Source organism: Kribbella sp. NPDC050820, from assembly GCF_040653975.1.
Lineage (GTDB): Bacteria > Actinomycetota > Actinomycetes > Propionibacteriales > Kribbellaceae > Kribbella.
This window is the reverse complement of the sequence record NZ_JBFAHB010000002.1, coordinates 170,662-184,073: the sequence shown is the minus strand read 5'-3', so window position 1 is coordinate 184,073 and position 13,412 is coordinate 170,662. Positions and strand designations below refer to the sequence as shown.

General features: G+C 69.6%; 15 protein-coding genes. 6 read left to right on the top strand and 9 right to left on the bottom strand.

Annotated features, from left to right (window positions below):
• The first annotated feature begins 17 nt into the window (after positions 1 to 17).
• Together AB0H36_RS03195 and AB0H36_RS03190 are read left to right on the top strand one after the other, a co-directional pair.
• A complete protein-coding gene (locus tag AB0H36_RS03195; protein WP_360515612.1) occupies positions 18 to 1,433 on the top strand; it encodes a cytosine permease in 1,416 nt (471 codons plus the stop codon).
• Complete coding sequence (locus AB0H36_RS03190; RefSeq protein WP_360515609.1) at positions 1,430 to 2,350, top strand: asparaginase; 921 nt, start codon at positions 1,430 to 1,432, stop codon at positions 2,348 to 2,350. Before AB0H36_RS03195 ends, AB0H36_RS03190 begins: the two co-directional genes overlap by 4 nt.
• A 3-nt stretch (positions 2,351 to 2,353) precedes the next feature.
• Here AB0H36_RS03190 and AB0H36_RS03185 read toward each other — a convergent pair whose 3' ends face one another.
• Genes AB0H36_RS03185 through AB0H36_RS03165 form a run of 5 tightly spaced genes read right to left on the bottom strand, consistent with a single transcriptional unit; the run spans position 2,354 to position 6,468 of the window.
• Entirely contained in the window at positions 2,354 to 3,274 is a 921-nt protein-coding gene (locus AB0H36_RS03185) for a zinc-binding alcohol dehydrogenase family protein (protein WP_360515606.1), read from the bottom strand.
• A 9-nt stretch (positions 3,275 to 3,283) separates the two neighbouring features.
• Positions 3,284 to 3,643, bottom strand: coding sequence for a hypothetical protein (locus AB0H36_RS03180; protein ID WP_360515603.1), 360 nt, complete (start codon positions 3,641 to 3,643; stop codon positions 3,284 to 3,286).
• The gene (locus tag AB0H36_RS03175; protein WP_360515600.1) at positions 3,640 to 4,503 is read right to left on the bottom strand and encodes a hypothetical protein; all 864 of its coding nucleotides are present in this window, start codon (positions 4,501 to 4,503) and stop codon (positions 3,640 to 3,642) included. The genes AB0H36_RS03180 and AB0H36_RS03175 overlap by 4 nt, the downstream gene beginning before the upstream one ends.
• Before the next feature lie 25 nt (positions 4,504 to 4,528).
• Positions 4,529 to 5,308, bottom strand: coding sequence for a citryl-CoA lyase (locus AB0H36_RS03170; RefSeq protein ID WP_360515597.1), 780 nt, complete (start codon positions 5,306 to 5,308; stop codon positions 4,529 to 4,531).
• Positions 5,305 to 6,468, bottom strand: a complete 1,164-nt coding sequence (locus tag AB0H36_RS03165; RefSeq protein WP_360515594.1) for a CoA transferase — start codon at positions 6,466 to 6,468, stop codon at positions 5,305 to 5,307. The genes AB0H36_RS03170 and AB0H36_RS03165 overlap by 4 nt, the downstream gene beginning before the upstream one ends.
• 184 nt (positions 6,469 to 6,652) lie before the next feature.
• Here AB0H36_RS03165 and AB0H36_RS03160 point away from each other — a divergent pair, with 184 nt between their 5' ends.
• Both AB0H36_RS03160 and AB0H36_RS03155 read left to right on the top strand, forming a co-directional pair.
• Positions 6,653 to 8,116 (top strand): amidohydrolase family protein, encoded by a 1,464-nt coding sequence (locus AB0H36_RS03160; protein ID WP_360515591.1) that lies wholly within the window; start codon positions 6,653 to 6,655, stop codon positions 8,114 to 8,116.
• Positions 8,117 to 8,161: 45 nt separating this feature from the next.
• Positions 8,162 to 8,986: an IclR family transcriptional regulator C-terminal domain-containing protein gene (locus tag AB0H36_RS03155; protein WP_360515588.1), complete on the top strand. Its 825-nt coding sequence runs from the start codon at positions 8,162 to 8,164 to the stop codon at positions 8,984 to 8,986.
• Here the strand turns inward: AB0H36_RS03155 and AB0H36_RS03150 are convergent.
• On the bottom strand, positions 8,910 to 9,503 hold the full coding sequence (locus tag AB0H36_RS03150) for a DUF4386 domain-containing protein (RefSeq protein ID WP_360515585.1): 594 nt from the start codon (positions 9,501 to 9,503) through the stop codon (positions 8,910 to 8,912). The genes AB0H36_RS03155 and AB0H36_RS03150 overlap by 77 nt on opposite strands.
• A 59-nt stretch (positions 9,504 to 9,562) precedes the next feature.
• A complete protein-coding gene (locus tag AB0H36_RS03145; protein ID WP_360515582.1) occupies positions 9,563 to 10,567 on the bottom strand; it encodes a DUF2278 family protein in 1,005 nt (334 codons plus the stop codon).
• A gap of 93 nt (positions 10,568 to 10,660) precedes the next feature.
• Here AB0H36_RS03145 and AB0H36_RS03140 point away from each other — a divergent pair, with 93 nt between their 5' ends.
• A complete protein-coding gene (locus AB0H36_RS03140) occupies positions 10,661 to 11,071 on the top strand; it encodes a hypothetical protein (RefSeq protein ID WP_360515579.1) in 411 nt (136 codons plus the stop codon).
• A gap of 41 nt (positions 11,072 to 11,112) precedes the next feature.
• Here the strand turns inward: AB0H36_RS03140 and AB0H36_RS03135 are convergent, their stop codons facing one another.
• Positions 11,113 to 11,541, bottom strand: a complete 429-nt coding sequence (locus tag AB0H36_RS03135) for a hypothetical protein (RefSeq protein WP_360515576.1) — start codon at positions 11,539 to 11,541, stop codon at positions 11,113 to 11,115.
• Positions 11,522 to 11,944, bottom strand: coding sequence for an SHOCT domain-containing protein (locus tag AB0H36_RS03130; RefSeq protein ID WP_360515573.1), 423 nt, complete (start codon positions 11,942 to 11,944; stop codon positions 11,522 to 11,524). The genes AB0H36_RS03135 and AB0H36_RS03130 overlap by 20 nt, the downstream gene beginning before the upstream one ends.
• Positions 11,945 to 12,145: 201 nt before the next feature.
• On the opposite strand from AB0H36_RS03130, the gene AB0H36_RS03125 reads away from it, so the two are divergent.
• A complete protein-coding gene (locus tag AB0H36_RS03125; protein WP_360515570.1) occupies positions 12,146 to 13,408 on the top strand; it encodes an arylsulfatase in 1,263 nt (420 codons plus the stop codon).
• Positions 13,409 to 13,412: the final 4 nt, after the last annotated feature.

The following is a 13,412-nucleotide window of genomic DNA, read 5'->3' as shown; positions in this document are numbered from 1 at the left end:
TTCCCCTGGAGGCCGTCGTGACCACCACATCCGCACCAACCGAAGCTGTCCCGTTCGACTCGCACGGGGTGGCGCCGATCCCGCCGGAGCACCGCGACTCCACGCCGCGGGAGCAGTTCTGGATCTGGGCCGGCGCCAACCTGGCGCCGATCAACTGGGTGCTCGGCGCCCTCGGCATCACCCTCGGGCTCAGCGTCCTGGAGACCATCCTGGTCGTTGCTCTCGGCAACCTGGTCGGCTGTGCGGTGTTCGGGCTGCTGAACGTGATCGGGCACCGCACCGCGGTCAACCAGATGGTGCTCGGCCGGGCCGCGTTCGGCCGGCGCGGCGCCGTCGTACCGGGCGTTGTGCAGGGGCTGCTGACGATGGCCTGGGTCGGCGTGAACACCTGGGTCGTGCTCGATCTCGCGCTGGCGGTGCTGGGCAAGCTCGGGATCCACGGTGGTCTCTGGCTGGAGTACCTGGTCGCAGCGGTGATCATGCTCGTGCAGCTGGGCCTGGCGCTCTACGGCTTCTACGCGATCCGCACGTTCGAGAAGTACACCGTGCCGTTGACCGTCCTCGTGATGGCGGTCATGACGGTGCTGGCGTTGAGCCAGGCCGACCTGCGGATGACTGCCGGCGCCGCGATCACCCCGGCCGAGAAGCTGACCGCGATCACCCAGCTGACGACTGCGATCGGTGTCGGCTGGGGTATCAGCTGGTTACCGTACTCGGCCGACTACAGCCGCTTCGTCCGTCCGCAGGCGTCGTCGCGATCGGTGTTCTGGGCAACCTCTCTCGGCATGTACATCCCGACCGTCTGGCTCGCGGCCCTCGGCGCCTGCCTGGCCGGCGCGGGCACCGGCAGCGACCCGTCGGCGCTGGTGATCAACTCGTTCGGCGTGATGGCGGTCCCGGTCCTGCTGCTGATCATGCACGGCCCGGTCGCGACCAACATCCTGAACCTGTACTCCTGCTCACTCGCCGCGCTGTCGATCGGCATCACCGTCGCGCGCTGGAAGCTCACACTGCTCGCTGGGCTGGTCGCGTCGGCGGTCCTCGTGGCGTTCGTCCGCGCGGACAGCTTCGGCCATGCCTTCGACAGCTGGATGGTGTCCATCCTGGTCTGGATCAGCCCGTGGAGCGCGATCGTCGTGGTCGACTACCTGGTCCTGCGGCGCGGGCGTCTGAACATCCCGGGGCTGTACGCCGACCCGTCGCCGTACGGATCCTGGAACCCGCGGGCACTGGTCAGCCTGGTCCTCGGGATCATCGCCGGCTGGAGCTGGCAGTACGGCCTGGTGCCGGAGATGCGCGGCCCGATCGCGATCGCGTTGAACAACACCGACTTCTCCTGGCTGTCCGGATCGCTGGTCGCGGGTGGCGTGTACTACCTGGCGAGCCGGCGGGTCGTCGTACGCACGGCGGAGCTGAGCTTGGAGGGCCGGTGACGGTTCGGGTCCTGACGACGGGAGGCACCATCGCCTCCCGTCCCGCTCCGGACGGGTCGGTCAGCGTGGCGCTCGGCGGCGCGGAGTTGGTCGAGTCCGCGCCGGTTCGGGAGGTCCTGCGCAAGCACAGCTTCGCGTTCACCGGTTCGGATCTGCTGACCATCGCACGGGAGGTGCTGACGGAGACAGCCGCCGGCGACGGGGTTGTCGTGACGCATGGCACGGACACTCTGGAGGAAACGGCGTACCTGCTCGACCTCGTCGATCCGCCCGCGCCGGTCGTGCTGACCGGAGCACAACGGCACGCAGGCGAGCCGGACTCCGACGGGCCGCGCAACATCGCCGACGCCATCCTGGTCGCCGGGTCTGCGGCGGCTCGCGGGCTGGGTCCGCTGGTCGTGATGGACGGGCGGATCCACGCAGCCCGGCAAGCGGTCAAGGCGCACACCCAGGCGCCGGACGCCTTCCAGTCCTTCGGCGGGCCGATCGGCGAAGTACGGCGAGGAGAGGTGCGGATCTGGTCGACGCCGCAGCGACCACGCGGCTTCCCCTTGCCTGCCGAACTACCTCGCGTCGACATCGTCGCGTCGTACGTCGACGCCGGTGGCGAGCAACTCGCGGCCTGCCGGACCGCGGGTGCCGTCGGCGTCGTACTCGAAGCGCTGGGGGCCGGGAACCCGACTCCCGGCATGCTCGCCGAGGTCCGCGCTTGCCTCGACGCAGGCCTGCCGGTCGTCGTGACCAGCCGGTGCGCGAGCGGACCGACAGCAGCCGTCTATGGCTCCGGGGGTGGCGCTGATCTGAAGGCTGCAGGCGCGCTGATGGCTGGCCCGCTGCCGTCGTCGAAGGCGCGCATCCTGCTGTCGGTCGCGCTCGCGTCGGCGGCCGTGCACCGCCTCCCCGAGCACTTCCGCTGAGGGTCAGATCGTCAGGACGAGCCGGCCTACGGTCGAACCCGCGGACTGGCGGTGCCAGGCCGCCGAGATGTCCGGGAGCGGCACTGTCTCGTGCGCGACTTTGATGGCGCCGGTGGCGGCGTGCTGGAGGACGTTGGTCAGCGCATCACGGCGTTGCTCGGGGGTGAGCGCGTTGTTGGTGTAGCCGAGGATGCTCGCCGACCGGCTGCGCAGGACGGCCGACGAGAACGTCGCTTCGTCCCCCGAAGCACCACCCAGGTTGACCAACCGGCCACCCGGCGCCAGCAACCGCCCGGCCGCCGTCGCCACCGCGCCGAACACCGGGTCCACCACGACATCGAAGTTGCCGTCGAGCTCGTCGACACCGACCACGTTGTCAGCACCGGCCGCCAGCGCACGATCCCGGGCCTCCGCCGACCGGCACACGGCAACGACGCCGCCGGCCCCAAGCACCTTCGCCGCCCCGATCGCGGACTGCCCGACGGCGCCGCCGCCACCGAGGGCCAGCACCCGCTCCCCCGGTTGCAGCTGCGCCCGCCAGGTCAGCACCATCCACGCGGCGACCCCGGACAGACCGATCGCCGCCACCGCCGCATCCGGCACCGCCGTGTCGAGCACCACCAGATCCTCGTCCGGCACCGCGCAGTACTCCGCGAAGCTCCCGTCCCCCGGCGACATCCCGGCCGACGTCGCGAAGAACACCCGATCGCCCGTTCCCTCGACCACACCGACGCCTTGAACCCCTGGCACGTAAGGGATGTCCGGCGGCCCGAAGTACGACGTACCCGAAGCACACAACAGATCCAGGGGTACGACGGGCGCCGCGGTGACGCGGACGATCGACTGACCTTCCGACGGAACGGGGTCCGGGTGCTCACCGTGGACCGGTGCCTCACCATGACCACGCAGGACTCCAGCTCGCACGGCGCTCTCCTAGGTGGCGATGTCCGGGTAGGGCAGGTGCAAGTCTTCCATCGCCCTGCCGTAGGCCTTCTGGTACTCCAGCGGTCCGTGGTCGCGCTCGAACATCGCGATGAACAGCGTCAACGTGAGAAACGGATGCGCGCCCATCCGGAACAGCTCGACGTGGTCCTGCGCGACCAGCGCCTGCCGCTCCTCGTCGGTGAACGCGAGCCAGGTCGACCGCTCACCGGAGGTGCAGTTGAGGATCCGGTTGGCCATCTCCGCCTCCCACCAGGCGACCGTCCCGGCGGCATCCTCGCGGTACCGCTCGACCAGCTCCGGGTCGCGATCGACGGTGAAAAGGAACTTGTCCAGCAGGTACCTGCTCATGCCGGGACTCCGTTCGGGTACCAGGTGAAGTACGCCTCCATGGTGTGGAACAGGTCGAGCGAGTCGACGTGGTCGGCCTTTGCGCCGGCGCCGGCCACCCCCATCATCAGCATGAAGTCCATGAACCCGTGCGTCGCGTTGCCGGGCAGGTGCAGGCTGTCCAGCGTCACCTCGGCCAGGCAGCCCTCGATGTCGCCGCTCGCGATCCAGTCGACCGCCTTCCGGTCGAACTCCGGATCGGGGCCGTGGGCGCCGAACTGCCGCGGGCCGCCGAGCTCGAGGGACAGGTGGCCGGTGCCGATGATCGCGACCCGCCGGTCGTCCGGCCAGGACTCGACCAGCTGCCGGATCGTCCGGCCCAGCTCGACGAAACGCTTCGGCTGCGGCAGCGGCGGCGCGAAGATGTTGGTGTAGATCGGCACGATCGGCAGGTCCGCCTGCGGCCGCAGCGTGATGATCGGGCAGGTGATGCTGTGGTCGATCCGCAGCTCGTTGCTGAAGGCAAGGTCGAAGCCGGCGTCCAGGCCGTTCCGCAGGATGTGCGCGGCCAGCCGCTCGTCCCCCGGCAGCGTCATCCGCGGCAGCCCGAACTCGCGCTCCTCGTTGTACCAGTTCGCGTCGAAGTACGGCGCCTTGCCGACCAGGAACTGTGGCATGTTGTCCAGCCACAGCTGGTGGAAGTGGTCGCTGCCGACCATCACCAGGATGTCCGGCCGGGCCTTGGTGAGGGTCTCCCGGAACGCCTCGATCTTGGCCACCCACTCGTCCGCGAACGGCGGCCGGTCGTCGCCGGTCGACGTACTGGCGCGGTAGTAGAACGGGTGGTGGGTGGAGGCGATGACCGCGACGACAGTGGCCATGTCCTGCTCCTTGTCCTGCTCCTCGTTACTCGGTCGGGTCGATGTAGACCGCGTTGCGGTCGACGGTGAGGTAGGCGTCCATGCCGATCGGGCGGCGGCGTTCCTCGGCGAGCTGCCCGAGCAGGCCGGCGGCCCGGGCCAGCAAGGCGAAGCCGCGCAGCAGCTCGACCGGCAGCCCGAGGTCGGCGAGCGCGGCGCCGCAGACCCCGGCGCCGTTCAGCGGAAGCTTGCGGCCGAGCACCTGCTCGTGCACCCGCCCTATCGCCTGGAACAACTCCAGGTGCGGTCCGAGCAGACCCTCTTCGGTTGCGATGCGGATCAGCACCGGTGTGCGCGGATCCTGAACCTTGTGCACGGGATGCCCGAGCCCGGGAACGAACTTGCTGTCGGCCTTCGCCTGCTGCACGACCTCGAGCGCCAGTGCGTCCCAGCCGGCGTCATCGGTCGGCAACTCGCGCCCTTCGATCGCCCGGTGCAGGAACATCCCGCAGTCCTCGGTGACGCCAAGGAAGCGGGAGCCGCCACCCAGCAGGCCGGCGGCGAGCGCACCCTGCAACGAGTCGGGCGCCGACAGATAGGTGAGCCGCGCGGCAATCGCCGTCGGCGTGAAGCCGTGATCGGCCAGCGCGACCAGCACGGCCTCGAAGAGCCGGGTCTCCGACGGCGTCGGCCGGCGCAGGGCGACCAGCCAGAAGGCGAGCTCGCCGAAGCCGACCTTGCCCATCAGGTCGGCCGTCAGATCCTGACCGAGCAGGTGGATCTCGTCGGCGGTCGACGTACCGAGGGACGTCGGAAAGGTCGTCATGCCGAACGCTCCTCGTCGGTCAGCCAGCGGCGCAGCTCGGCGCCGTGCTCGTCCAGCTCCGGCGGTGGCAGCCGGTACGACGGCTGCGTCTCGGAGAACGTGATCGGGTTCCGCACGGTCGGGATGTCGCCGACCGTCACCACCGGGTCGAGCCCGATGTCCTCGGCGAAGGCGACCCCGCTGTCGATCGTGTTGATCGGCCCGCACGGGACGCCGGCGGCAATGATGTCGCGGAACCACTCCATCCGGGTCCTGGTCCGCAGCCGCTCGACCAGCAACGGCCGCAGCTCCTCCCGGTTCGCGGTGCGCTTCTCGTTCTGATCGAACCTGTCGTCGTCAGCGAGCTCGGGGACGCCGAGCACCTCGGTCAGCCGCCGGAACTGGCCGTTGTTCCCGGCCGTGATGATCAGCTCGCCGTCGGAGCACGGCAACGGCTCGTACGGGAACAGGCTGGGATGGCTGTTCCCCATCCGCAGCGGTACGACGCCGCCCGCGACGTATGCGCTCGACTGGTTCACCAGGCCGGACAGCGCGGATGACAGCAGGTTGACCTCGACGTGCTGGCCGCGACCGGTCTCGTGCCGGGCGTTCAGCGCGGACAGCACGCCGATCGTCGCGTGCAGCCCGGCCATCACGTCGAACACCGAGATCCCGGCCCGGAACGGCTCACCGTCCGGGTCTCCGGTGAGGCTCATCAGTCCGGAGATGGCCTGCACGATCAGGTCGTACCCCGGCAGCACGGCCCCCTTCGGCCCACTGCCGAAGCCGCTGATCGACGCGTAGACGACCCGTGGGTTCGAGGCCGCGACCGTGTCGTAGTCCAGCCCGAACCGGGCCAGCCCGCCGGGCTTGAAGTTCTCCAGCACGACGTCGGCCCGCCGGGCCAGCTCCTGTGCCGCGGCCAGGTCCTTCGGCTCCTTCAGGTCGAGCGCGATCGATCGCTTGTTCCGGTTCACCGCGAGGTAGTACGTCGAGATGCCGTCCCGGACCGGTGGCTGCCACGAGCGGGTGTCGTCACCGCCGGGCGCCTCGACCTTGACCACCTCGGCGCCGAGGTCGGCCAGCAGCATGGTCGCGTACGGGCCGGCCAGGATCCGGGAGAAGTCGGCGACCAGCAACCCGGCCAGCGGTCCCCGCGAGTCCGGCGCAGCATCGGGCACGACCTCACTCCTTCCGGACACTTGTCCGCACCTGCTTCGTCGCCTCAGTCTGCGAGCGCCACTCCAGGCTGTCAAGGCACGGGCTCCGAGGCCTTGACACCGCGCGGACATCGCTCGGATAGTGACGATGGAGCCGTGGTGACCGGCATACGGACGTATGTCCGGCCAGAGCCTGGAGGGGATCATGACGACTGCCGAGACGCCGGTGGCCGGCCGGCCGGTACTGCTGCGCGGCGGGACCGTGCTGACCATGGACGACAACCACACCGTGCTGACCGAGGGCGACGTACTGGTCGTGGACGACCGGATCGAGGCCGTCGGCGGGTCGGTCGACGCCCCCGACGGGACGCAGGAGATCGACGCCCGCGGCGGCATCGTGATGCCGGGCATGATCGACACGCACCGGCACATGTGGCAGACCGCGATGCGCGCGTACGGCGCCGACTGGACGCTGACGCAGTACTTCGTCTGGTACTACCTCGAGCACGGCAAGACCTTCCGGCCCGAGGACATCCACGCCGGCAACCTCACGTCCGCGTGGGAGTCGCTCGAGGCCGGTATCACCACCACCGTCGACTGGTCGCACGGGCTGCAGTCCGTCGACCACGCCGAAGCGGCCGTCGACGCGCTGCGCTCCGTGCCGGGCCGGTTTGTTCTTGCCTACGGCAACATTCAGGCCGGGCCGTGGGAGTGGACCGCGGAGCCGTCCGTCCGCGCCTTCCTGGAACGCCTGCGCGACGACGGCCAACTGGGTCTCCAGCTGGCCTTCGACGTCACCGGCGATCCGTCGTTCCCCGAGCGGGCAGCCTTCGAGGTGGCGCGTGAGCTGGGCGTCGGCGTGACGACGCACGCCGGTGTCTGGGGTGCGACGAACGACGACGGCATCCGGCTGATGCACGAGAACGGCTTCATGACGCCGCAGAACATCTACGTGCACGCGGCGACGCTGACCGAGGACTCCTACCAGCGGATCGCCGCGACCGGCGGCTCGGTGTCGGTGTCGACGGAGTCCGAGCAGAGCGCGGGACAGGGCTACCCGCCCACCTGGCAGGTCCGCAAGTACGCCATCCCGGTGTCGCTGTCGCAGGACACCAGCGTGTGGTGGAGCGGCGACCTGTTCAGCGCGATGCGTACGACGCTCGGCGCCGACCGGGCCCGCGAGCACCTCGAGGCCCACATGAAGGGCGACACCGTGACGCACAGCCACCTGCGCGCGGAGCACGTCGTCGACTGGGCCACCCGCGGCGGCGCTAAGGCGATCGGCCGGGACGACCTCGGCAGCCTCGAGCCCGGCAAGAAGGCGGACGTCGTGCTGATCAAGAACGACGACTCACCGGTGTCGTTCCCGCTGGTCAACCCTTACGGGCACGTGGCGTTCCAGGCGCAGCGCGGCGATGTGCACACCGTGCTGGTCGACGGCCGGGTCGTGAAGTACGCGAACAAGCTGGTCGGCGTCGACCTTCCCGCCGTACGGCGGAGTGTCGAGGCGACGGTGGACTTCCTGCGCGGCGCGCTCGGCGACGAGGCGTGGGCCGCCGGGATGAACCCGGACCTGCCCAAGGACGAGGTGTTCGACAACCCGTACCAGTACACCGAGTACAAGTCCGAGTCGACGCGCGAGGCCCGCGGCACGATCTTCGGCGAGTGAAATCAGTAGGCTGCGGTACGTCGTACGACCTGGAGGCAGGAACTGATGGCAGGACGGGGCGCGGGCCCGGATTTCGTCGAGTCGCTGGCTCGCGGGCTGGACGTGCTCGCCTGCTTCGACGCGAACCACCGCGCGATGTCGCTGTCTGAGGTGGCGGCCGCGGCCGGCCTGGCCCGGCCGACGGCCCGCCGGCTGCTGCTGACGCTGGAGGAGCTCGGCTTCGTCCGGTCGACCGACGGCTCGTTCCAGCTGACCCCGAAGGTGCTGACGCTCGGCATGGCGTACGTCGGCGCCCTCGGGCTGTGGGACATCGCGAAACCGCACCTCGAGGCGCTGGTGGCGCGCACCGGCGAGTCGTCGTCGATGGCGCAGCTCGACGGCTCCGACATCGTCTACGTCGCCCGGGTGTCGGTGCCGAAGATCATCGCGCTGCGGGTCGACATCGGCACCCGCTTCCCGGCCGCCCAGACCTCCCAGGGCAAGGTCCTGCTCGCCGCCCTCTCCCCCGCCGAGCTCGCGGACACCCTCTCCTTGCCGAGCCGGGCCGGCCTGCCGCCGTACATCGGCCGGAGCGCCGAGCAGCTTCGCGACGAGCTGACCGAGATCCGCGCCCGCGGCTGGGCGCTGGCCGACGAGGAGCTCGCCCCCGGCGTCCGCTCGGTCGCGGCTCCGGTCCGCGACGGCGCCGGGATCGTCCGCGCCGCCATGAACGTCACCGTTCACGCCGCCGAGACCAGCACCGACAAACTCCTCCGCGACCACCTCCCCCTGCTCCTGCGCACCGCCGGCGACGTCAGCGCCGAATGGGCGCTGTACCAGTCACGCCCTCACCACGAGCTACCCCAGCCCAAGACCGAGTCCTCGGCCTGACCAGCAGCCAGATCGCGAGGAGGAGCTCGCCGATGAAGGTGTAGGTGGAGATGGTGAGGTCTTGGGCGAAGAAGGTGGCGAAGGCGTCGGTGAGGTAGCCGAGGCCGGCGATGACCAGTAGGGCGGCCAGCCATCTGGTGGTGCGGGCGGTCAGGTAGCCGAGCAGGATCAGGTGGACGCCGAAGAGGCCCAGGCCGGCGCGCCAGAGGTCCGAGAAGGCGTCGGTCGAGGCTTGCAGAAGTTGGCCGATCGCGACCATGAAGACAGTTGCGTAGCCGAGCCTGAAAGCTGCGGCCATGAACGAGACTGTCCGGTCGATCGGCTCGAAGACGCGGTAAAGGGCGCAGGCGACGACGACGTCGAGGACGACGACCAGGAACAGGCTCGCGACCCCGGCCCGGAAGAGGTCGTCACTGCTGTCCGACGTGGTGAGGTTGCCGAACCCGGCCAAGGCTGCCATCAGCAGCAGGCCTACTCCCCCGGTGATGCTCCAAGCCCGCACGGCGTACCCTCCCATGGTTTCGTACTAAGTACGGCAAAGGTAACGTACTTAGTACGAAAGCGCGAGAGGCAACCTCAGAAGACGACGGTCCAGCCTGAGAGTTCGGCCTGCGCGGCGGTGTAGGAGACGCCGTGGACCTTCAGGCCCTGCGGGTCCAGCAGGGTGATCTCACCGCCCTTGTTGCCCAGCTGGACGTTCGGCGGCAGCGGTACGGCGAGGGTCGCGCCGGCCGCGAGGACACCGCCGGGGACCGGGCCGACGTGCAAGGCGCGATCGACGAGGTGCCAGCCGGTGAGATCGACGGCGTCGGGTGACGCGTTCAGCAAGGTGACGGTCTCCGCCTCGGGGGCGGGACCGACCGGGTTGACCAGCGCGGCCACGATCCGGACCGGCTCGGCGCCGAACTCCTCGACCGGCGCGTCGACGAGCGCGTGCCCGGTCACGTCGTCGGTATGCCACGACTGGCTCTGGAACGCGAGGAAGATCCCCACCCACCGTTGCTGGTCCGGCAGCGCGATGATCAGCGCGCCGTCCTGCCAGACCCCGTCGTCCTTGCGGAAGGCGCCGACGTTGCCCTGGTTCATGTGGATGTCGTGCACCCCGTTCCCCGGCCGGAAGCCGAAGATCTTGTCCGGTACGGCGCTCTCCGGGCCCCACCGCTCCCCGAACGCGTAGACGATCGCGGCCGGCTCGCGGATCGCCCGCCGTACCTGGTCGTCGAGCAGGTCGGACAGGTCGTTGCCCGGCCCTTCGAGATCATGCGGCAGCGGCCGGAGCAGCGCGCGGTCGAAGAGCGTCTGCCGGACGTAGTCGAGGTTCACGCCCCGCGGCCCGGTGTCGAGCCGGTGCCACCCCGGGGCGAGCACACTCAACTGCGCCGTGACCGGATGCCGGAAGTCCTCGTCGACCCGGAACAGCAGCTCCGACGGGTACTCCTTCGACCGCACGTTCACCGCGATCCGGTAGTCCACCCCGTCCGCGTCCCGCAGCTGCACCTGGTAGTGCGGCGTGTCCGTCCCGCCCTCGCGACGCGCGTCGACGGCCCGGCCGGCGAGTACGCCGTACGACTGCAGCGGCATGAGTTGCCCTTCCCCGGCCTCACCCGTCCGGGATGAGGTCGTTGCCGTTATGGGGGCTCTACCGTCGATTCACCGCAGGAGACAGGAGGGGACATGGTCGGGAATACGCAGAGGAGTCCGGAGCAGGTGTCCGGCTGGGCGGTCGGTGGGATCACGTTCGCGGCGACGATGCTGGTGCTGATCGGGCTGTTCCAGTCGATCACCGGCCTGGTGGCGATCATCGACGACGAGTTCTTCGTGGTGGTCCGCTCGTACACCTTCGATTTCGACACCACCGTCTGGGGCTGGATCCACCTGGTCCTCGGCGTGCTGCTGATCGTGGTCGGGATCGCGCTGTTCCGGCGGTCGACCTGGGCCGGGATCAGCGCGCTGTTCCTGTCCGTGCTGAGCGCGGTCGACAACTTCTTCTTCATCCCGTACTACCCGTTCTGGTCGCTGCTGCTGATCGGCCTGAACGTGTGGGTGATCTGGTCGCTGACCCGCCCGGGCGCGATCCGCACCTGAACCGAACGGCCCGCGCCGGGTGCTCCCGGCGCGGGCGACGCTCAGAGAGTGTCGTCGTCCGGAGGTCGCCGGGGCTCGTCGCCGGCGGCCTCCGGTCCGTCTGCCTTCTGCGCGTCGGCGATCTGCTCGGCGAGGACCTTCGGGTCGACCGTGGCCAGCGCGGCCTTCACCACGGCGTCCAGGTCCACCCGCTCGAGGACGAGCGCGGTCAGGTCGACGTTGGCCAGCGCGGCCTCGACGTCCTTGGCGATCGCACCGGCGAGGTCCGTCCGCCGGACCCCTTCGGCCACGACCATCGGCAGCACAACGTCGAGCAGCGGGCTGAACACGAGCCGCAGCACCGACCGGGTCCGTTGCGTCAGCACGTCCGCAACGGTCCCGGCCAGCGCGGTCGCGGTGGCACCCGGTGAGCTCGCGCCGGTCCGCGGCTCAGCCGACTCGGTCCGCGGCTCAGCCGACTCGCTGGCCATTGCCAACCGTCGTCGCGCTGCCGAGCGCCTGCGCCTTCAGCGTGTCGTACTCGACTTGGGTGATGGCGCCGGAGTCGAGCAGCGACCGGGCCTGGCTGATCTGCTCGGCAGGTGTCGGGCCCGAGCTCTGACCGGCGACCTGCCGGATGTACTCGTCCTGCCGCTGCTGGTGCTCCACCGCTTCGCGCGCCGTACGCTCCGACATCCCCTTGCCGCGGGCGATCAGGTAGACGAGCGCGGTGAGCAGCGGCGCGATGAACATCGCTATCACCCAGATCGCCTTCACCCACCCGGAGAGGTCCCGGTCGCGGAACAGATCGGCGAAGATCCAGAACAGCATCATCAGGTACGCGACGAACGCGAAGCTGATGATGATGAACCACACAACATCCCAGAACGACATGGTCAGATTCCTCCTTCGGGCACGCAGCACGCACCCTCTGCGAGCAGTCTCGACCGCCGCCCGCCCGTCCCGCCTCATCTCCTGCGGATGACCTGCGGCGCCGCCGGCGGGTGCGCGGATCATCCGTGGCGGGGGATCCGGTGCCGTCTCCGCGCCTCCAGGGTGGTCGCACGAGAAGCCGACGCTGGGGAGGAGCCGAGCATGCCCGACGGGAGCAAGCCGAACATCCTGGTGATCTGGGGCGACGACATCGGTATCGCCAACCTGAGCTGCTACACCGGCGGGCTGATGGGCTACCGGACTCCGAATATCGACCGGCTGGCCGATGAGGGGATGCGGTTCACCGACTCGTACGGCGAGCAGTCGTGCACGGCGGGCCGGGCGTCGTTCATCACCGGGCAGAGCGTGTACCGCACCGGGCTCAGCAAGGTCGGCGTCCCCGGTGCGGACATCGGCCTGCGCGCGGAGCACCCGACGATCGCCGAGCTGCTGAAGCCGCTCGGCTACGCGACCGGGCAGTTCGGCAAGAACCACCTCGGCGACAAGAACGAGTTCCTGCCGACCGTGCACGGGTTCGACGAGTTCTACGGCAGCCTCTACCACCTGAACGCCGAGGAGGAGCCGGAGCAGCCGAACTACCCGTCCCCGGAGGACTTCCCGCAGTACCGGGCCCGCTACGGTCCGCGGGGTGTGCTGCGGACCTGGGCGACCGACAAGGAGGACGAGAACGTCGACGAGCGGTTCGGACGGGTCGGCAAGCAGCGCATCGAGGACACCGGCCCGCTGACAAAGAAGCGGATGGAGACGATCGACGACGACACGGTCGCCGCCGCGATGGACTTCATCCGGCGGAAGACCGCCGAGCAGACCCCGTTCTTCGTCTGGATGAACACCACCCACATGCACCTGCGCACGCATCCGAAGCCGGAGAGCGTCGGCCAGGCCGGCCGGTGGCAGTCGACCTACCACGACACGATGATCGACCACGACAAGCACGTCGGGCTGTTGCTCGACCAACTCGACGAGCTCGGCATCGCGGACGACACGATCGTCATCTACAGCACCGACAACGGCCCGCACATGAACACCTGGCCGGACGGCGGGATGACACCGTTCCGGAGCGAGAAGAACACCAACTGGGAGGGCGCCTTCCGGGTCCCGGAGCTGATCCGCTGGCCCGGCAAGATCCCGGCCGGCGTGGTCTCGAACGAGATCGTCCAGCACCACGACTGGCTGCCGACCCTCGTCGCCGCGGCCGGCGACCCGGACATCGTCGACAAGCTGAAGACCGGGCACACCGCCGACTTCCTGCTGGACAACGCCTACCTCGTCTTCTCCGCGAGCCAGCTGATCGGCGAGTTCCTGGCCACCTTCGAGGAGTTCCCGCCCCGGCAGCGCGCGGCCTCGTTCACCATCGATCAGGCGCTGGAGAAGCTCCAGGCCGCCCTGACAGCGGGCCAGTAGTCCC